At 35.5% G+C, this 21,092-nt stretch carries 20 protein-coding genes; all 20 read left to right on the top strand.

Features of this window, described 5'->3' with window-relative positions; translation table 11 throughout:
- Positions 1-128 precede the first annotated feature (128 nt).
- The 20 genes from ACQRBN_RS04375 (at position 129) to ACQRBN_RS04470 (ending at position 21,086) form a co-directional block, all read left to right on the top strand.
- Positions 129-1,034, top strand: coding sequence for a hypothetical protein (locus ACQRBN_RS04375; protein ID WP_427737750.1), 906 nt, complete (start codon positions 129-131; stop codon positions 1,032-1,034).
- 60 nt (positions 1,035-1,094) lie between these two features.
- Entirely contained in the window at positions 1,095-2,099 is a 1,005-nt protein-coding gene (locus ACQRBN_RS04380; protein WP_427737751.1) for a glycosyltransferase family 2 protein, read from the top strand.
- Positions 2,092-3,276 carry a glycosyltransferase gene (locus tag ACQRBN_RS04385; RefSeq protein WP_427737753.1) on the top strand — a complete coding sequence of 395 codons (1,185 nt, stop codon included), beginning with the start codon at positions 2,092-2,094 and terminating at the stop codon, positions 3,274-3,276. The genes ACQRBN_RS04380 and ACQRBN_RS04385 overlap by 8 nt, the downstream gene beginning before the upstream one ends.
- Positions 3,277-3,382: 106 nt before the next feature.
- A complete protein-coding gene (locus tag ACQRBN_RS04390; protein ID WP_427737800.1) occupies positions 3,383-4,417 on the top strand; it encodes an EpsG family protein in 1,035 nt (344 codons plus the stop codon).
- 10 nt (positions 4,418-4,427) lie between these two features.
- On the top strand, positions 4,428-5,477 hold the full coding sequence (locus ACQRBN_RS04395; RefSeq protein WP_427737754.1) for a glycosyltransferase family 2 protein: 1,050 nt from the start codon (positions 4,428-4,430) through the stop codon (positions 5,475-5,477).
- Between the two features lie 13 nt (positions 5,478-5,490).
- A complete protein-coding gene (locus ACQRBN_RS04400; protein ID WP_427737755.1) occupies positions 5,491-6,651 on the top strand; it encodes a glycosyltransferase family 2 protein in 1,161 nt (386 codons plus the stop codon).
- A 126-nt stretch (positions 6,652-6,777) separates the two neighbouring features.
- A complete protein-coding gene (locus ACQRBN_RS04405) occupies positions 6,778-7,593 on the top strand; it encodes a LicD family protein (RefSeq protein ID WP_427737756.1) in 816 nt (271 codons plus the stop codon).
- Between the two features lie 11 nt (positions 7,594-7,604).
- The gene (locus ACQRBN_RS04410; RefSeq protein WP_427737757.1) at positions 7,605-8,615 is read left to right on the top strand and encodes a capsular polysaccharide synthesis protein; all 1,011 of its coding nucleotides are present in this window, start codon (positions 7,605-7,607) and stop codon (positions 8,613-8,615) included.
- 5 nt (positions 8,616-8,620) lie between these two features.
- Positions 8,621-9,031, top strand: coding sequence for a sugar 3,4-ketoisomerase (locus tag ACQRBN_RS04415; RefSeq protein ID WP_427737758.1), 411 nt, complete (start codon positions 8,621-8,623; stop codon positions 9,029-9,031).
- 1 nt (position 9,032) lies between these two features.
- Positions 9,033-10,133: a DegT/DnrJ/EryC1/StrS family aminotransferase gene (locus tag ACQRBN_RS04420; RefSeq protein WP_427737759.1), complete on the top strand. Its 1,101-nt coding sequence runs from the start codon at positions 9,033-9,035 to the stop codon at positions 10,131-10,133.
- Positions 10,134-10,137: 4 nt separating this feature from the next.
- Positions 10,138-10,659, top strand: coding sequence for a GNAT family N-acetyltransferase (locus tag ACQRBN_RS04425; RefSeq protein ID WP_427737760.1), 522 nt, complete (start codon positions 10,138-10,140; stop codon positions 10,657-10,659).
- Positions 10,652-11,635, top strand: a complete 984-nt coding sequence (locus ACQRBN_RS04430; RefSeq protein WP_427737761.1) for a glycosyltransferase family 2 protein — start codon at positions 10,652-10,654, stop codon at positions 11,633-11,635. Before ACQRBN_RS04425 ends, ACQRBN_RS04430 begins: the two co-directional genes overlap by 8 nt.
- A 14-nt stretch (positions 11,636-11,649) precedes the next feature.
- Positions 11,650-12,486, top strand: a complete 837-nt coding sequence (locus ACQRBN_RS04435) for an ABC transporter permease (RefSeq protein ID WP_427737762.1) — start codon at positions 11,650-11,652, stop codon at positions 12,484-12,486.
- Positions 12,487-12,504: 18 nt separating this feature from the next.
- Complete coding sequence (locus ACQRBN_RS04440) at positions 12,505-13,785, top strand: ABC transporter ATP-binding protein (RefSeq protein ID WP_427737764.1); 1,281 nt, start codon at positions 12,505-12,507, stop codon at positions 13,783-13,785.
- Between the two features lie 45 nt (positions 13,786-13,830).
- Positions 13,831-14,769, top strand: a complete 939-nt coding sequence (locus ACQRBN_RS04445; protein WP_427737765.1) for a glycosyltransferase family 2 protein — start codon at positions 13,831-13,833, stop codon at positions 14,767-14,769.
- Between the two features lie 336 nt (positions 14,770-15,105).
- Positions 15,106-16,056: a glycosyltransferase family 2 protein gene (locus tag ACQRBN_RS04450; protein WP_427737766.1), complete on the top strand. Its 951-nt coding sequence runs from the start codon at positions 15,106-15,108 to the stop codon at positions 16,054-16,056.
- 328 nt (positions 16,057-16,384) lie between these two features.
- Positions 16,385-17,248: a metallophosphoesterase gene (locus ACQRBN_RS04455; protein WP_427737767.1), complete on the top strand. Its 864-nt coding sequence runs from the start codon at positions 16,385-16,387 to the stop codon at positions 17,246-17,248.
- A 64-nt stretch (positions 17,249-17,312) separates the two neighbouring features.
- Entirely contained in the window at positions 17,313-17,672 is a 360-nt protein-coding gene (locus ACQRBN_RS04460) for a Wzz/FepE/Etk N-terminal domain-containing protein (RefSeq protein ID WP_427737768.1), read from the top strand.
- Positions 17,594-18,766 (top strand): hypothetical protein, encoded by a 1,173-nt coding sequence (locus tag ACQRBN_RS04465; RefSeq protein ID WP_427737769.1) that lies wholly within the window; start codon positions 17,594-17,596, stop codon positions 18,764-18,766. The genes ACQRBN_RS04460 and ACQRBN_RS04465 overlap by 79 nt, the downstream gene beginning before the upstream one ends.
- Positions 18,744-21,086: a pentapeptide repeat-containing protein gene (locus tag ACQRBN_RS04470; protein ID WP_427737770.1), complete on the top strand. Its 2,343-nt coding sequence runs from the start codon at positions 18,744-18,746 to the stop codon at positions 21,084-21,086. The genes ACQRBN_RS04465 and ACQRBN_RS04470 overlap by 23 nt, the downstream gene beginning before the upstream one ends.
- Positions 21,087-21,092: the final 6 nt, after the last annotated feature.

Here is a 21,092-nt window from a genome sequence, read left to right on the forward strand (position 1 = left end):
AGTGGGAGCATATATGAAATATTTGATGAATTAGTTTGAGAATAAGTATTCCCGAGAGGTGTTTAAGATAGTGAACGAGAACCTTCCATTAAAAATATATAAATCAAAGGAGAGTGTAAGAAAATAAAATGAATAATTTAAAAGGATTTGTGACAGTTGCTACAGGTAACGATAAATACTATCAGTTAGCATATAATCTTTGCTTGTCTTATCGTAAATGCGGTCAAGGGAAGTACCCGTTTGCACTGATTTGTGATAAGGAAACGAAATATAATTCTTTTTTTGATGATGTTGTAATTGTTGAGCAAGCAAGACATTCTACACTGGACAAGATGCTTGTGAAGTATTCTCCTTATGAAAAGTCGATTTTCCTTGATGCGGATACTTTGATTATTAATTCGATTGATAATCTTTGGGATATTTTTGAATGTCAGAATGATGTTACAGCGTTTGGCTGTAAGTTGCCTCTGGATTCTCGGAAAGGATGGTTTACATATGAAGGAAGTGGTAAATATAAATCTCAGATTCAGTACCTGATTTCGATGAATGGCGGAATTTATTATGTAAAAAAAGGTGAGGTGGCAGATCGTGTTTTTGAAAAGGCAGAGGAATTAGTTGACGAGTATACCTCTATAGACTTTAGATATTTTAAACAGCCAGCAGATGAACCAATTATGGCGATGTCTATGGTGCTTAATCAATGTGAACCGTGTGATATAGCGTATGAGATGATTATATTACCAGCATACAGTAAAAAGGTTACTATGGATTACTGCGGAAATATCTATGAAGATGGTAAATTAAGCAGTATGAAATTGATACATTTTTCTACGCCAAGGACAAAATTGTTCCTTTATCAGTATTTGGATGAGATCAATCACACTGGGAGACGAACAAAGAAAAATTATTTGAGGGTAAGATTTAAATGTCTGCCAGTTGATATAAAGTTTGATTTAAGGCACAATGCAGGAGCAATTATGCGTAGTATTGGCTTGAGTAATATTGTAGAGGAATTAAAAACAATCATCCATTAATTAATGCATATGGATAGAGGGTGGAATTTATACTAACGTTTAAGCAGGAAGAGTAGGCACATGGATATTCATTTTTCAATAATTATTCCAGCATATAATGCTGAAAAAACAATTTGCAGGTGTTTGAATAGTTTATTGCAATCAAATAGAAATGATTTTGAAATTATCGTTGTAAATGATGGTTCAACCGATGGTACAGAAGACATATGCCAAGCATACATTGCCAAAGACAACAGAATAAAGTATTATAAAAAGGAAAATGGTGGAGTTTCTTCGGCACGAAACCTTGGTCTGAAATGTGCTATTGGTAGATATATATGTTTCGTAGACAGTGATGACTTTGTAGTGCGGGATTATTTTGAGCAAATTACAGATATGCTTTTTGAGCAATGTGATTTGCTAATATTTGGGAGAAAAGTATATAATGGTCAAGTGTATAAAACAGATAGATATAAGTCTTGTTTAATTACAGATCAGAACCAGATTGTTTCTTTTCTGTGTTCTGAACTAAGAAAACAGAAACTTAATTTTGTATGCGACAAAGTTTTCAGACGAGATTTGATTGATAAATATGATATTACATTTCCTGAACGTTTACATATAGGAGAGGATAAGGTTTTTGTAATACAATATAGTACAGTTATTCAGAATGTGAAAAGTGCTGATGTATTACTCTATATTTCATCAACGGAAAATAAAAATTCATTATCACGGAAAATAAGAAATGATTTGTGCAAGAGTGCTTTTGTTGAACATGAATTAATGGTCGATGCGATTTGTGACTCAAATTTATTGACGAGACATAAAAATTTATTTTTATCTGCACTAAGTTTTTCGTTTTATCGAAGCGCATATACCGTACTTGGTGAAATGGACAGACTTCCTATGACTAAATCAAAGAAAGAAGAACTTAATAGATTGATATGCAGAAAATACAAATTACAAGGAAAGAAATATCATTTAGATATAAAAAGTTGGTGTATTGCTTTGCCAGTAAAACTAGAAATGATTAAAATGATAATGTTTATAATGAAATGCAGGAATTGGAAAGAAAAGGTTGAATAAAAATATGAAGCACATATTATTTGTAATAGATACACTTCGTATGGGGGGAGCGGAAAAGAGTCTGATTTCTTTATTAAAGGCTTTGGATCCAAATAGGATTAATGTTGATCTTTTTCTATTTGAACATGGAGGTGTATTACAGTCCCAAGTGCCTGAATGGGTTAATACCCTGGACTCTGATACATTAACAAGGGGGATGACTCTTGAACTAAGGAAATATCTTGGAGATGTTATAAAAGAAGGTCATCTGAAAGCAGCACTAGCAAGAATTTGGATGACATTAAAATCAAAATTTGCAAAAAATCCGGGATTTAATTGGGAGATAGTTGAACCTTATATTCCTGAGATAAACACGGAATATGATGTTGCTATTGGCTATTTAGAAGGATTCCCAGATTTTTTTGTTTTGGATAAGGTTAAAGCAAAGAAAAAAATTGGATGGATTCACATTGACATGACGGGAAGAAATCCGACATCTTCTGAAAAAAAATATTATGAAGCATTTGATGAGTTGGCAATTATTTCTGAGGAATGTAAAAAAGCATTTGTTACTTTATTTCCAAATACAAAGAGAAAAGTGAGAGTCATTGAGAATATTGTTCTTAAAGAAGAGATTATAAGAAAGGCAGAAGAACCAGTAGAATTGGAGTGGGATAAGGAAAAAATAAATATTGTATCTGTTGGGCGTCTGGATTATCAAAAGGGATTTGATATTGGTGCGCAGGCGTGTAAAATCTTAAAAGAACGAGGAGTAAATGTTTGCTGGCATGTATATGGAAAGGGTATTATGAGAGAAAAAATAGAATCGTATATCCATGATAATAATTTGGAAAAAGATTATATTCTTGAAGGTATTAGAACAAATCCTTATCCGTATATGAAACAAGCAGATATGATAGTTCAACCCTCAAGATGGGAAGGAAAATCTATAGTTCTGGATGAGGCGAAAATCTTAGGAAAGGTAATTGTAGTAACAGATTATCCCTCAGTAAAAGATCAAATAGAGAATAATTATACCGGCATTGTAACAAATATAGATGCTGAATCTATTGCAGTTGGAATTGAAGAACTAGTAAAAAATGCTCCGTTGCGCAGAAGGTTGGAGCAGATTTGCCTTCAAGAGGTAAATTATAGTTTTCGGGCAATTAATGATTTCTATGAAATGTTAGAAGTTTAAACTAGAGGGAGCGTTAAAATTGGATAAACAAATGATTTTGCTGCTTATTGTTATGATAGTTGCGTCCATATATGCAGCAGGACGAGAGACAAAATATAATAAAAAAATGTGTATACAAGTCATTACCATAATTATGGCATGTTTTAGTGGATTCCGTTCCTGGTGGATGGGAGATTTGATTAAGTATTATACTTTATATACGAATTGTAATGGTATTGACTGGAGGAAGCATGTGTTTTCAGATTACACGAATATGGGGATACGTATTTTGTTCCGTGGAGTGGGATTCCTTGGACTGCCTTATGAAGTGTGTGTGTTTGTGATTGCAGCATTTATCGCTATGACATTGGGACTGCTAATTTACAGATATTCTCCGTCACCTTATTGGAGTTATTTGATGTTTATTGCTATGGGATTTTATGTCTTCACTTTTAGCGGTCTGAAGCAGACATGTGCAATGGGGTTTGTTATGTTGGCGATGATGGGAATTTTAGATAATAAACCACGGCGCTTTTTTATATGGACTATTATTGCAGGTGTATTTCATGCTCCGGCATTTATCTTTTTATTTGCATATCCTATAGCAAAAAAGAAGATTGATATTGGATATATTGCAATTACGATTGCGGTTATTGGTGCAGTATATTTGTTCCGCGGGCAGATTGTAGAATTATTGGCTGAGGCATATTATGAGGGAGAGAAATTTTATACTGCAGATGGGACTATAGGTGGACGAGCATTAATGATGATATTCATTATGGCTTTCGGGCTTTTTATGCGACCATTAAGACGTGATGATGTGATGTACCGACAGGTATTTAATCTAATGGTTGTTGCAGTAATTATTCAGTATTTTTCTATGTATGACAATGTTTTCTCAAGACTGGCCGATTATTATTATCAGTTTATTGTGCTGTTTATGCCTTTGATTATGGAGGAGGGAGAGCATCAGGCTTTGGTGCAGCCAGAAAGAAAGTACACTATACGGTATTTTGCTCATAATAACTATGTACTTATTGGCTTAATGATTACATTATTTGCACTTTGGTATTACAATAGTTATGTTGGTAGTTCTCAGACTATTCTTCAAGACTTTAAGTTTTTTTGGCAAATTGATCCATATTCATTATATGGGCAGTAGGGAGAGTTATATGTATAACTATACTTTTGTAGTAACTGTATATAATTGTGAAGTTTATTTGGAAGAGTGTATTATTAGTTTATTAAAACAGACGATAAATGATTTTGAGATATTGTTAATAGATGATGGGTCGACAGATGATAGTGGACGAATTTGTGATCAATATGCTTATAAGTATGTAAATATCAGAGCGATTCATAAAGAAAATGGAGGCGTTTCTAGCGCGAGGAATTTAGGTATCGAAAATGCGAATTCTTTCTATATTATATTTGTGGACTGTGATGATACAATGAATGAAGATTTTTTACAAGATGTTAGTCAGATAATATACGAGTATAATCCTGATTTGATTATTTCAGGATTATGGTTTGACTTTTATAAAAAAGGCAAACACGTTCAATCACAATTACAGTCATCGATGAACAGAGGACTAATAGGACAAAGTCAGGTTGTAAATAATATATGGGAGATGTTTCAAGGAAATATATTGTCATCTTCTTGTGCAAAAGTGTATTCGATGAATCTGTTAAAGCAATATGATTTAAAATTTGATGAAAATTTGAAATTGTATGAAGACTTGGAGTTTGTTATTCGATATTTGAGCAAATGCAATTTTGTGTTTCTCAAAGAGACTGCATATTATCATTATAGAATTATTTTAGAGGCAAATAGATTTTATAGTCGAATATATGATTTGAATCAAGTGAACAATATAATTATGACTATTGATAGAACATGGATGCATTATTATAGTTCATACGTAAATAAGGAGGATGCAAACGTACGTGAGCAAATGATAAATATCGAATATAATATTCTGTGCCAGGTTATTTCAGAGACATTATGGAAATATTTATATAAAATCCCGTTATTTTGTGAAAAGGTAGACGTAATCAGGAACTTAAGCGAATATCAAAGAATTTATAAAGATAAAAAAGACCGTAGAGAGTCTATGTCTAAAGAGATACGTTTTATTTATAAAAATAGAAAGATATCTTTATGGGGATGGATTTTTTATAGAAAGAATAGGCATAAAGTAGCTCGATTTTTGAAACGATGAAGGGACAAAGAACATGATTCAAAAGACTATAGATAAAAGTGTACAATATTTTAAAAGACTTTTAAATAAAGTAGTTTTGTTAGAGAAGTCTATATTATATAAAGAGGGTACGGCTAGTAAAATTACGGTTACAGACGCGAAATGTGTTTTAGATAATGTATATAAACAGAATTCAAATTATGATTTGGTTTCTAGAAGTTTAAAATCAGACGATAATATTAATTTGAGTGTAATTATTCCAGTATTCAATAGTGAGAAATATTTGGCAACCTGTATAGAATCAATATTGAATCAACAAAGTAAATATACAATAGAACTTATTTGTGTAGATGATGGATCGACGGACAATTCGACACAAGTATTAGATCAATATTTGTCGTATGCTAATTTTAAAGTAGTGCATCAATCGAACAGAGGGATTTCTGCTGCTAGAAATCGAGGAATTGAAGAAGCATCTGGTAAATACCTATTATTTGTTGATAATGATGATTTTATTGATTCGGATTTTGTGGAGAAGATGCTCAATAGAGCGTATGAAACAAATGCAGATATTGTAAAATGTGGATATCGAGCTTTTGTAAATGGAAAAAATGGTAGAAGATATATTGAAGATAAGGATGTTATGTTGCGAGATGATACACTTGCTAGAATTTATGAGTTTAATGGTTTTTGTTGGGGAATGTTGATAAGAAAATCATTGTTTGAGTTTGTTGAGTTCCCTACAGGATATTGGTATGAAGATATGTGCACTAGATTGATATTATATCCTCAGTGTAAAATTTTTGCTTATATAGGTCAAGCGATGTATCATTATCGTTTTCATAATAATAATGCTTCAAAGAATGTATGGAAGGCAACAAATGTGAAAGTTTTGGATCAGTTCTATCTAACATGTGATTGTTTTTTTGTGTCGGAAAGAGCGAAATTTAAATACAATAATAGTCTATGTCTGGCATATCAATATGAAATTGGAAAAATGTTATATGAACGTACAAAATATTTAGATGAAAATATAAGAGAATCTGTTTTTGTTCTCGCGTGTGAATTCAATGATAAATTAAACGATAAGTGTAAGAATTATGCGAAAAATGGGAAAAAATCGGAAAGAGTATTGAATCGTGTATTTGTAGCAAGAGATTACGAAAATTGGAAGAAAGTATGTCAACTAATTTAAAATAAGCAAATAAATATATTATACATAAAAAGGATATTAACTATCAGGATTTTAATGTTACTAAGACTTGCCGAAAATTAGTTTAATAATTGAACTGTTAATAATGTATAGATTGGTATTATGATTATGAAAAAAATATCATTGGAAGAAATGCAGAAAATAGAGTTGGATATGTTGTTAATATTTGATCACATATGTAAGAAGTATTTACTCCGCTATTATATGGATGGTGGTACTCTTCTTGGAGCTATGTGCTATGAGGGATTTATACCGTGGGACGATGATATTGATTTAAAAATGCCTCGTTCAGATTATGAAAAGTTATTGACTTTGCAGAAAGAATTTCCAGATTATATTCGAATTGATGCACCGTCCAAGGAACATTGTGAATATACTATGTTAAAATTAATTGATGATCGAACTGTGTTGAAAGAAAAAAGCGGTGGTATAGAAAAGATTACAGGGATTTATTTGGATATATTGCCTATGGATGGTCACCCGGATGATGAAGAGGAATGTAGAAAACATATTAGAAAAATGCAACGCTATAATTCCCTGTTTCATTTGTCGTTGGAGAGATTTGATACTATGAGGAAAGGTGATTCATTTGTATCGAGATGGAAGGGACTGATATATGACAGAATCTATACTCCATGGAAATTGTATCAAAAGATGACAGATGAAGTAAAAAAATATGATTATGATAGTTGTAAGTATGTTGGGCTATTGGTTGAAGGAAATCCAATGAAAGAACGATTCGCAAGGGAGTGGCTGGATAATTCTGTTGATTTGGAGTTTGAAGGGCATTGGTTTCCAGCTCCTTCAGAATATAAAAGGCATATGGAGATTTTTTATGGAGAGCATATTACAAAGCCGGAATATTTTCATAATTTGCCGATGATTTTGCCGGATCATCATCATGAAGTATATTGGAAGGAATAGAGGAGTTAGTTATGGGATTTAATATTAGGCATATTAACAAATATTGGCGGTGGATAAAAAAGACAAATGCACAATATAAAGAAAATAAAATCTTCTCTAAGGATTATGCCAGAAGATGTCTTGATTTGGATATTGCCATTTTGTTAAACAAGTCTGGAGATCAAATGGATAAGATTGCGATGAGAAAGCATGAGTGGGTGCTAAACTATATAGAAGATAAATGTTCAGAAACGATTGCACGATATAGAAATATACAGGCACCTCCTAATTTATATGAGTTGAATCAGGATATAAAAGTATGGAGTATGTGGTGGCAAGGAGAGGAAAATGCAGACAAGCTTTTTCGGATGTGTATTGACAGTGCCAAAAGGCATACCGGTCATGAGGTAATTACTTTATCAAAGGATAATTATCAGAAATATTTTGATATTCCGGAATATATCCTGAGAAAAAATAAAGAGGGTAAGATTGCATTACAGCATATCTGTGATTTGATGGTAGTTTCTATCATGGCATCAGAGGGAGGCTTTTTTACAGGAGCTACCGTATGGTGGTCACAGGATAAAGGTGAGGAGTTTTTAAGAACACCGTTTTTTGTTTGTAAAGCAGAAACCGAGAGAAAGATGTTAATGTCTCGTTCTAGATGGGTTGGATATGTAATGGGTGGAAATAAGGAGTTTCCATTATTTGCATTTACTAGGGACTGTCTACTGGAATATTGGAAGAAATGTGACAAAGCAGTTGATTATCTTATGATGGATTACATCTTTGAACTTGCTTATCGAAATATTCCTTGTGTAAAAGAGGTCATAGATAATGTACCAGATAATAATTTGTTGCGTAATGAATTGATAAATGTTTTGGGAAATGAATATAATCCTGAACAGTTTAAGAGATATACGGAGGGAGATACATTTCTGTATAAATTGTCCTGGAAATTCGGAAATAAAGATGAACAAACGGTAGATGGTAAAGAAACAAATTATGGTCATATGCTTGCAGAATGCGGTGACAGATTGTGAGGAAGATGATGGATAAACCTTATATGTTGCAATTTCCTCAGCATGGGGATGAAAGAGGATGGCTTGTGGTTATTGAGGGAGTGAATGATGTTCCCTTTGACATTAAACGGATATTCTATATTTATGGGTCTGATGAAAGTGTTATACGTGGCAGGCATGCGAATCGAAAAAGTGAATTTGTATTGATTAATGTCTGTGGTAGTTGTAAAGTTAAAACGAATGATGGTCGGGGAAATGAAGACATCTTTGTTTTAGATAAACCACATGCCGGAATATATATTCCAAAGTTGGTTTGGAAGGATATGTATGACTTTTCAGAGGATAGTATTCTGCTGTGTATGGCAAGTGAGTATTATGATCCCGAAGAGTACATACGTGATATGGATGAATTTCTAAGCGAAATGAGCGAGGTTTGAAATGTCAGTTGATTTTGTAAAATTAAAAAGAACATATGATTTGTATGCGACAGAGTATGAACAGGCAGTGCTTCGCACGATGAAATCGGGTTGGTATATCTTGGGAACAGAATTAGATGATTTTGAAAATAAATATGCTGAATACATGGGCTCAAAGTATTGTATTGGTGTAAATTCTGGTCTTGATGCTTTGATTTTGGCAGTGCGAGCGCTTGGTATTGGTTCAGGAGATGAAGTGATTGTACCTGCCAATACATATATTGCCAGTGTTTTGAGTATTACGGAAAATGGGGCAACACCTGTTTTTGTAGAGCCGGATGAATATTTTTGCTTAGATGCAGATAAGATTGAAGCGGCTATTACAGAAAAGACGAAAGCAATTCTTCCGGTTCATCTATATGGGCAGGCTTGTGAGATGAGAAAAATCTGTGCAATAGCAGAAAAATATAATCTTTATGTAATTGAAGATTGCGCACAGTCTCACGATGCAACTATCAATGGTCAAAAGGCAGGAACATTTGGTACAATTGGCTGTTTCAGTTTTTATCCGACCAAGCCAATGGGAGCGTTGGGGGATGCAGGGGCATTATTGACCGATGATGAGAAAATAGCAAAAAAATTAAAAGCCCTGCGAAATTATGGAAGCGCTAAAAAATACATTAATGATATTGCTGGTGTGAATTCACGTATGGACGAAGTTCAGGCGGCAATTTTGAAAGTGAGTATGAAGCATTTGAAGGAAGGTAATGAATATAGGAATTGGATTGCGAGAAAGTATAGGAAAGGAATCTATAATCCATTTGTAAAACTTCCGGAATGTCGAGAAGAGTCTTATCATGTTTATCATGTATTTGCGCTTCTTTGTGAAAAGAGAGATGCATTACAAAAGCATCTGTTAAAACTAGGCGTTAAAACGCTGATTCATTATCCAATCCCGCCACATTTACAGCAATGTTATGGATATTTGAATCATATGAATGGAGAATTTCCTATCAGTGAAACTTATGCATTGCAGGAATTAAGTCTACCTATTTATGCCGGCATGCCGGAGGAAGACGTTGATTTTGTTATAGAGGCGGTTAATTCATTTGAAGGAGAGTAAGAAGATGGCGATTTATTTGCGTGAATTACAGGATAAGGATGCCCCTTACATGTTAGAATGGATGCAGGATCCTTCTATAGCATGTTTTTTTCGATTTGATGCTTGGAATATGACAGAAAAATCTTGTAGAGACTATATTATGCATTCCAGGCAAGATGGAAGATGTAAACATTATGCTATTGTTGATGAAACAGATGAATATTTGGGAACTATTAGCCTTAAAGAGATTGATTATGAGAAAAAAGAAGCCGAGTATGCAATAAGTACTCGAAAGAAAGTTCATGGAACGGGTGCTGCTTTGGATGCAACTCATCAGATATGGAAGATTGCTTTTGAAGATTTACAATTGGAACGGATTTATCTAAACGTGTTGACTGAAAATAAGCGTGCTAATGCCTTTTATATAAAAGTCGGATTTCAATTTGAGTATTTGGAGAAGGATGCGCTTGAGATTCGAGGAGAGAAGAAGTCCTTGAATTGGTATGCTGTCAATCGTGTTGAATATATGGAGAAGAAAAATGTCTGATCAGAATGAAATAGCTGTCAGTGTTGCGGTTATCACTTATAACATGCAGAGATATTTGCCACAGTTGTTGGACAGTATTCTAATGCAGAAAACAGATTTTCGATATGAGATTGTGGTAGATGATGATCACTCGCCGGACAATTCTAGAGAAATTTTGCTGGATTATCAGAAACGCTATCCAGATAAAATAGTGCTGTCACTGCGTGATTACAATGTAGGTGGTAGCCGTAATATGTATGGAGTATTGAAACAATGCAAGGGGAGATACATTGCAATTCTAGAAGGTGATGATTGGTGGGAATGCGATGATAAATTGCAATATCAATATGATTTTATGGAAAAACATTCGGAATATGTGGGAATGTATTGTAATTCCTGGTGTGAATTAAGCACTACTGAGTCCATTCAGAAGGTGAGAAGAGATATAAAGGAACCGATGGTGTTTTCATATAATGATTTTTTGAATTACCATTTTTTTGATCGTTTGCCCAATAGTACCGATACTGCATTCTTCCGTAATTTTTTTCAGGATTCTCCAGAGGAGGAATTAGATGTCTTTTACAAAGCGCATAATATGGTGTGGGATCAGTCTTTAGCATTGATATTATATGGGAAGGGAAAGGTGTATGTTGATCCGCGGCTGGTTAGCCACCATCGTACTATTGTGGAGAAAGGTGGCACCAATTATCAGTCAAGATATGCGGTAGAAGACCATAAAGTGTCTGATGCGTATATGTATGCCTGTCACGAAGAGTACATGGAACACGTATTGAAGCGTAATTGCCGTAAATTTTATAAAGTTCGTGGCATGCTTTTTGCAGAGGCGTTTTGGAGCGCGAAGAAGAGTGGGAAGGAAGAAGATAAGGAAAAGTATAGAGAGATTTGGAATCAAAGGAAGAAGAAATGGCCGCTTGTATGGTGGACTTTTTATTGGGGATGCGGTACGATTAAGAGAAAAATGAAAAAGAAATTATAATCAGGAGATAAATTATGGAAAAGTTTGAGACAGTAGTTAAGCCCAAAACAGGCTGGTTTGATATTAATATTAAAGAAGTGTGGCAATATAGAGATCTTATTACATTATTTGTCCATAGAAACTTTGTTTCCCAATACAAACAGACAATTTTGGGTCCTGCATGGGCAATTATCCAACCTCTGCTTACGACAGTAGTCTTTACAGTAGTTTTTGGGTCATTAGCGGGATTGGCTGCAGATGGTGTTCCATCGTTTCTGTTTTATCTAAGCGGTACAGTTGTGTGGACATATTTTTCAACATGTTTAACACAAACGGCTGATACCTTTACGGGGAATGCAGGGATACTTGGGAAGGTATATTTCCCTCGTATTGTCATGCCAATATCCACAGTCATGACAAATCTGATCTCATTTGCAATACAATTTGCAATGTTTATTATGCTTTTGATTATTTATTGTGTCAAGGGTGCTGTTCATCCTAATGCATATATGCTTTTTTTGCCTCTGTTGGTTATTCAAATGGCTATGTTGGGACTTGGAACAGGTGTGATAGTGTCCGCTTTGACTACAAAATATCGTGATTTAAAAATGTTGGTAAGTTTTGGAGTTCAGCTTTGGATGTATGCAACTCCTGTTACTTATGATATTAATATTATTCCACAGAAATACATGGGATTATATATGTTAAACCCGATGACTTCGATTATTAATATTTTCAGACAGGCTTTTCTGGGAATTGGAAATATTGAAATTTCTTATTATTTAATTAGTTGGGGTGTTACATTGGTTATTCTATTTATCGGTGTTATAATGTTTAATCGTGTTGAAAAGACCTTTATGGATACCGTCTAATGTGAGGTGATAGTGATTATGAGTGGCAATGAAACAATAATAAGCATAGATCATGTTTCTAAGGAATATCGATTGGGTGCAATTGGTGGGGGAACATTACGTGGTGATCTCCAATCATGGTGGGCAAAAAAAAGAGGGAAAGAAGATCCAAATGTGAAACTCGATAATGTCGGAAAAGCGGTTGATGGAAACACAAAATTTTTAGCACTGGATAATGTTTCTTTTGAAGTGAAAAAAGGCGAAGCATTAGGTATTATAGGTCATAACGGCGCTGGAAAATCAACCCTTTTGAAGTTGTTGTCCCGTGTTACAGCACCTTCCGTAGGAACAATCTCGTATAATGGACGTATTGCATCTATGCTGGAAGTAGGAACAGGATTCCATCCGGAATTGACTGGAAGAGAGAATGTGTACATGAACGGTGCGATTCTTGGAATGACAAAAGCGGAGATTAGCAGAAAATTTGATGAAATTGTCTCTTTTGCAGAGATGGAGAAGTTTATAGATACTCCTGTTAAGCGATATTCTTCCGGGATGTATGTAAAACTGGCTTTTGCGGTTGCTGCCCATCTAGATAGTGAGATCATGGTTATGGATGAGGTGCTTGCGGTTGGTGATATGAAATTTCAGCAAAAATGCCTTGGAAAAATGGGGGATGCAGCGAATAATGAAGGGCGTACAGTCTTATATGTCAGCCATAATATGAATACAATTCGCCAGTTGTGTACCCGTTGTGTAGTTTTGGGTCACGGCAAACTGATTTATGATGGAGATGTAGATACTGCAATTAGTATTTATTCTGATGCCCAGAAAAAGATGGAGTACCATTATGATTATCGTAATATTCCAAGATCAGTCGCAAAAAGCCGCACACTGGAATTTTTGGAAATGGATATTTTAAATGATCCAAGTGCTCCAATTAAAGTTGGTGATGAAATACGTTTAAAACTAAGATGTAAGGCAAATGGAATGTGCAATAATATGAAACTTCGGTTTGAGATAGTTGCTTCGGACAATACAATAGCAGGAACTATGTTTACTGATAAAACTGTACGTATATCTATGGGAAAAGAAAAAGAAATCGAATTGTTGATTGATACTTCACATATGACTCCGGGAAATTATCGATTTGATATGCTTGCATTTGAGCAAAATGATTTTGGGGTACAAGATTTTGTAGATAAAGTTGAAGGTGCTGCACAGATTGAGTTGGTTCGAAAAAATGAAACAGATTTAGAATGGCTTCCTCAGTTTTGGGGACATACTAGGTTTAAAGACATAATCATTTCTGATTTGTAAGTGCTTTTAAGGAAACATTCTTTTTGTTTAATGAAAGAGGTAAATATGACTGAGATTAGTATAATTGTTCCAGTATATAAAACAGAAAAATATTTGGAAAAATGTATTGAGAGTATCTTATCTCAGACATTTACTGACTTTGAACTAATTTTGGTGGATGATGGATCTCCTGATAGATGTGGGGAAATTTGTGATAAATATGCGCAAAAAGACAAACGCATCAAAGTCATTCATCAAAAAAATCAAGGGGTTAGTTCAGCACGCAATGTTGGATTAGAGAATGCTAGAGGCCAATATATCAGTTTTATTGATTCAGATGATTACTTGCTTCCGGATATGTATGAAAAAATGATGCCATATTTTTCAGAAAAAATTGATGTCGTAATGTGCGGATTTTATGTTGAGAAGGAGAACTTGGGGAAGTTGGAAAAACAATTATCCACAAGTGAATACTTTTCAACTGAAGAACTGCTGTCCGAATTGTTTGGAATGCCAAACAGAGTGGCAGGACCTTGCTGGAATAAGATAATCAGAAGAACTGTAATAGGGAATAAAAGGTTTATAGAAGAGCGGAAGCAGGCAGAAGACTGGCTGTTTTTGATAGATTGTTTTCAGAATTGTAAAGGGGGAGTAAAACTCTCGGATCCTCTATATGTTTTTTGTGAACGTTCAGGGAGTGCATCACGAACGGAGGATATAGATACAATTTACGAACGTCTAGCAGAAAGCAACCCTGCTTCTATTAAGATAGCCAAACGATATTCAAAGGAACTTGAAGGAAAAGCGATTGATAAATATTTGGATGATTGTCTCTTGTATCTACCAGAATTGAAGAAACGTGGAAATAAACTACAGATTAGATATGAGAAGAAGGTTGGTTATATTAAATGTGGTATGATCAGACAGATGATACGTGCATTTTTTACAAATCTTTTATCAAAAAAGAAAATACTTAGTTATTTTTTAGAAATGATAAAATTGTAGGATTAAACATATTTCTTGAAAGTTGTCGTTCTGGTGTAAAAACTTCTAAAAGTTCATCAATATGTGAATGAATGCTAGGAGGGATGATTAGTGCTGTAACTTTTGATTATTGTTCCTGTATATAATGTTGAAGAATACTTTTCAAAATGTATTAATAGTATATTGATGCAAACAATTTATTCTATGCCCATCCTATAGGTGGATGTATTTGGAATAAAATTTATAGAAGAGAAACAAGTATTACTATTATAAAGGCGTGGCTTGCACATTCGCTATTAAAGAAAAAATTCATGGTTATGTATTCGAATTAATTAAATTGAACAAAAGAGGTTAGAAATGAGGAATTTACTTTCCGTTATAGTTCCTGTATATAATGCGGGAGATTATCTGACACCACTGATTGAGAGTGTATTAAATCAATCATACAATAATATAGAAATTATTTTAGTAGATGATGGTGCTAAAGACAATTCAGGAAAAATCTGCGATGAGTTTGTAAAAATTGATACCAGAGTTCATGTTATACACAAAGAAAATGGTGGACAGAGTTCGGCAAGAAATACAGGGTTGTTGTATGCGCGTGGAGAATATATTGCTTTTGCAGATAATGATGATATTATTCATCCAGATATGTATCAAGATTTGATTACAGTAATGGAAAATACTGGTGCAGATGTATGTGCATGTGATTTTGAAAATGTAGATAATAATGTTATAGGCGATATTAAGTTTGAAAAGTTCTCTGTCTATCCACAAGTAATGGCAAAGAGAGATTTGTTGAATGACTTCTTTAAACCAACTTGGAGAATTCCTATATGGAACAAAGTATATCGAGCAAATTTAGTAAAAACTTTGCATTTTGGTGATTATCATCTCGGTGAAGATAATCTGTTTTCATATCAGATTATTCATAACTGTGATAAATATGTTTTCTGTAATCATGTTTATTATTTTCAGAGGATGCATGGCTTGAATTATGAGTTTACTGCTATTGAATATATGACGGATCTTCTTGATGCTAAGGAAATGATCTTGAATGAAATCAAGAACTGCTATTCAGAATGTTATAAGATCTGTCAGAAATTATTTCTTTACGAATGTGTTAGAGTATTTAACGGCTATTCTGAAGGAGAGAATGTTTTGGGGAAGAAAAACAATATTTTAGAAATGATCAAGAGAAATACAGGGGGAATTCTCTTTAGCGATATGCCCATTGGCCATAAGAAATTGTTCCTTGAGATTAGATATACCAGCAAATATAGTAATTGCCGAATTATACATATTTGATTTTGATTTGTTTGATAAGGATGTTGGGAGAATTAGTGTTAGATACAAATAGGAACTAATTGATCTTATAATATCGATAGTGTGGCTTAGGGAAAAAAGTGTGAGGATTGTTATGAGCGGAAATATTAATATGAAAAAAGAACGTATGTATACGGTAAATAGTTAGTATCGCGCAATACCTGAGATATCGTGGTCATACTATATTAAACCGAATAATCATCAGCAATATGCTTCATCATATTTGGGAAGAAATGTTTTTGGAGTAAGGTGGTTTGAGCAGAAATTTGATTTTGTTGGATTCTTAAATAAGTAGCAAGAGGTTAGGATTATGCGAAAAAAGTTGTTAAGGATATTAATAGTTTGTATTGCCATAATTGTAATTATATTAGGAGTCTCTCTTTGCTTATCAGCAAATCTATTAACAGTAACAAAGTATTCTATTGAAGGAAAGGTTACGGATACTATTCGTATTGTACACCTTACAGATTTGCATAATAAAGAGTTTGGCAATAATAATGGTAAATTAGTGGAAAAAGTTTCTGAACAAGATCCGGATCTGATTTTCATGACGGGTGACATGTTTAATCAGGATGATGATCTGGAAGTAATTTGTAATTGTATTGAACAATTGGTCAAGATTGCTCCGGTATATTATGGCTATGGCAATTATGAGATGGATTGGGATAATGGAAGTCTTGACAATTTGAAAGAGTCACTAACGCAAGCAGGAGCGACAGTACTTAATTGCGAGTATACAGATATAGAAATAAATGGTCAGGAACTCCGTATAGGCGGTTACTATGGTTATTATAGAGCACCGCATATGCGTACGGACGATGAGGGAGAGCAGGCAGAAGAGATAGCGTTTGCAGATGAATTTGAGAACACTGATAATTTGAAATTGCTGTTGTGTCATATTCCAACAGCATGGATAGATTGGGAATATATCGATAAATATCCGGTAGATGTTGTATTTTGCGGACATTATCACGGTGGTCAGATTCGAATTCCTTTTGTAGGAGGGCTGTATGCACCATATGTAGGGTGGTTCCCTAAGAACACGGAAGGTGTATTTTATGGAGATTATGCAGATTGTGTGTTATCTACGGGATTAGGATCTGAGCCAATGTTGCCCAGATTTAATAATCCGCCGGAGATTGTGGTGGTGGATGTGATTCCAGAGGAAAAGTAGAATTAATATATTGATTTGAAACAATCGATTCGGAGAATGACAGACGGAAGATGAGGAAGAAGATGTGCAGTGTGATGAAGGCTATGATATCGTATCATGTATCAGATTCATATGGAAGCACAGGATTATCTATGCTGCAGCGATATTGCTGGTTATGGCGTTAACTATCGTATATGATATATTCTGTGTGGAGAGCGTGTATGAAAGTAAGGCAGTCCTGTATTATCCGGAGGTGACAAGTGAGCGGGTGGAATACGTATCTTCGCGGGAACTTATGGATGATGCAATCGCGGTCATGAGCCAGAAGGTAATGATGGCTGAGGTGGAACGTGATACAGGGATATCATGGGAGCGGATACAGGAAGGATTCCATATCAATGGGGATCAGGCGGAAGCGGAAAGCGGCGAATGGTATTCCTGCTGAGGGAGAAAGCGAGAAATAAAATAGAGACTTATGAGGAGAATGCAGTACTGATGACATACTTAGATGATTTGAATTGCAGAATCAGGGCGGACCGTCCTTTGGCACGGAGAGAGACAATCGCCACCCTATGGGGCGAGGGAACAGAATTTGTACAGGTTTGCTTTCAGAGCAGAGGATGCCGTTATAGCGACATGGGTGCTTGTATTATGTGCGATTATGGATGTGGGCGCAACCTGGAACCTTATGAGATTGAGAATTATTGCAGTACAGCACCTGTTTTTGAGGATTCTGGGGTTAAAGAGATCTTGATTGGAACGTATGGAAGTTCTTTGGATGAGTATGAGATGTCAGAGACGTGCTTTCGCAAGATCCTTGAGCGGCTTCGTCAGACCGATATACCGATGATAGGATTTGAAACACATTGTGATACTGTGAGTTCAGGAAAACTGAAGGAGATAAAAGATTATCTTTTTGATAAAGAGATATACATTGAGATGGGGTTTGAATCGCTAGATGACAAAGTGCGTGAGCGGTATCTTAATAAGCGGCTGAAGATTAAGAATCTGGAAAAGGCAATGGAACTGGTTCACCGGTTTGGGTTTCTGGTAGTATTGAATATCTTGATTGGGGCGCCCTTCTTATCTCCCAGACAGCAGATTGAGGATGTATGCGCTTCAGTGAAGTGGGCATTTGACAATGGAGCAGACAACGTCGTCCTGTTTCCTATGAATGTGAAGCCATATACAGTTTTATATCGGATCATGCAGAAGGGAATGTACAAGCCTGTTTCCCATTGGCTGGTGATTAATACTTTAGATGAATTGGCACAGATCTTAACGGATGACCAGTTGGCACATGTGGGATTGTCATGGTATGGTGAGAGGTCTGATATCTATAAAAAGCCATTTCTGCAGATGGTTACACCGAGAGCCTGTGATAAGTGCAGGGGAAAGATATTCCGGTTCTATGGCATGTACCAGGCAGAAGCATCCGGCAGCAGGAGAAGAGAATTGATTAGAGAAATACTGCAGACTCCAGTGGAGTGCGACTGCAGAGAGGAGGAGCATTGGCTTGAAGGAATGGCTGTCAAATGAACTGATAATTGGAATGATAGCAGTGGTAATTATTGTTATAGTTCAGATCATAGTATATTTGAAGAGTTATAGCAAATGCTTTGAAGAGAATCTGCTTCATGACAGTGAAACGAGAAGAAAAGCGGTTGGGACATATTGGTGGGTCTGCATTGGGTTTGATATAATTAATGCCGTCGTATTTTCATTTCAGAAGATATGGCTGCCAACTTTGGGAGATGGCAAAGATATTATCACGGGGATTACAATTATCACTACTGTGCTGATCTCCTTTTTCGGGCTAACGGCGGCCTCTTATACATTTCAGATCAATGATATGCATGGGCAGCAAAGCGAGTATCCGAATTATGAGATTTTCATTGCGGAATACCTGGAGATCACCAGATTTAAGTTTACGATTGCGTTGTGGGCGACTGTTTTGATCAGCACGCTCAGTATAGGAATCTTTTTGATTAAGGGAATTTTAAAAAAGTACGGATTTACGGAGTATTATGTGCAAGAGTCTGGGTTTATATTATGCTGTTTGGCGGTCGAAGTAATTCTTTGGATGATGTATCTGAATTGGGTGTTGTTCTTTCATGAGAGGTATATAGATAAATATGCATTCAGAGTTCTTCAGATGGTGGAGAATAAGGCTGATGACGGGAACGAATCTTTTGCTATAGAGGCAGTGTTAAAACGTATCAATGATCTGGAATTAATCTTTCAGCGGTTATTAAAAAATAGTATCCATATCCGGGGAGCATATCCTTTGGAGAACAGGGATCTGCTGGCCATGTTTTCGAATGTAAATGCGGGGAATACAGCACAAAAGCAAAAGGCAGAAGAGTGTGTGGCAGACTACTATAAGATACTTACCTGGAGAAATGCTGTTGTCAGAAATGCGAATTCAAGAAGAAACAAGAAAAAGGAAGGGAAAAAGGTAAACGGGGATTTTCTGAAAAAATTAAAAAAAGTTGAAGCATATGTTAGGAAAAACAGGTTGAACGGGGAAAGTTTTTCCAGCATGAATCTTTCGGGAGCGGAATTGTTCGCAGGAGGGAATCTGGAAAGGGCGAATTTTTCTGATTCAAATCTGCAGAATGTGGATTTGACGGGAAGCGACTGTATGCGTGCTGATTTCTCCAATGCTCTTATAAACCGTGTCCATTTTGTAAAAGAAGGAGGACAGGCAATGCCGGGAGTCCGGATATCAGAAGGCACGAAAATGGCGAAGACTAATTTTTACAGCAGCAATATGGAGAGTTCGCGGATAGAATATGGGGAACATGCCGAGTATTCCAAAGTCGATACGGAAAGTGGCACATCTGGATATTTTTCTATGGAAGAGGGAAATTTCGATAATGCAGTCTTATCTAATTCTTCTTTTAAGAATGTGGATTTTATCTATTCTTCATTCGAGGGCGCTCAAATGTATTATACTAATCTGGGTCATTGCCGGGCGAGTCTGGCGGTATTCAGAATGGCTATGCTGTCGAACAGTCTGCTCCAGTATTCTGATTTTACAAAGGCGAATTTCACCAGTGCGATCATGGTATCAACCATGCTTTTGTACTGTAATTTCGAAGAAGCGAGAATGCATCGGGTCAATCTGGCGAATAGTAGTATTATTAATGGAATCTGGAATAAGGTTCTGGCTACGGGAGCCACTTTGAAGGGATCTGGGATATATCCTACGGCACAATATCCGGAAGATAATGATTCGCGAGGTGAAGTGGTGGATTTTACACAGATGGTTTTGAAGGATGTAGATTTTACAGAGTGTAAGATACACTATACGGATATGTCGGAGTCGCAGATCAATGGGTGTATATTTACTTTATCCACCGGACAGAATAATTATTTTACAAATGTAGATATGAGGGACTGTCTGTTCAATGGTACGATATGGAAAATAAGCATCTTTGATTATGCCCAGTTTGATGGTTCTACGTTTAAGAATACGGAGTTTTCTGACGGAAGGTTTATAAAAACTCAGTTTAATCAGTGCTTATTTATTTCTTTTGCCGGCGATACTGGGGCTTATCATGAAGAGAGAAAACGTTGGGAAGAAAGCCGGGGATATGTTAGTGAAGGATGGCGAAAGGAAGAATCCGGCAGCCAAAAGGCAATGTTTGAGGGGGCATATTTGGAACAGGTTTCTTTTGCCGGTGCAAAAGGGATGACAGAGGAGATGTTCAAGGGTGCAACGGTTATCGGAGTGGATTTCAGAGGGACAGGTATATCCAAAGGTAAGTTGAATTCCATTGCCTCAGGTATGAAGGATTGTGTATTTGACCCGGTATGGATGGATGATGTCGAAGGGGAAGAAAGTCAGGAATAGATAGTA

The organism is Bariatricus sp. SGI.154 (genome assembly GCF_050313795.1).
Lineage (GTDB): Bacteria > Bacillota > Clostridia > Lachnospirales > Lachnospiraceae > CAMBRQ01.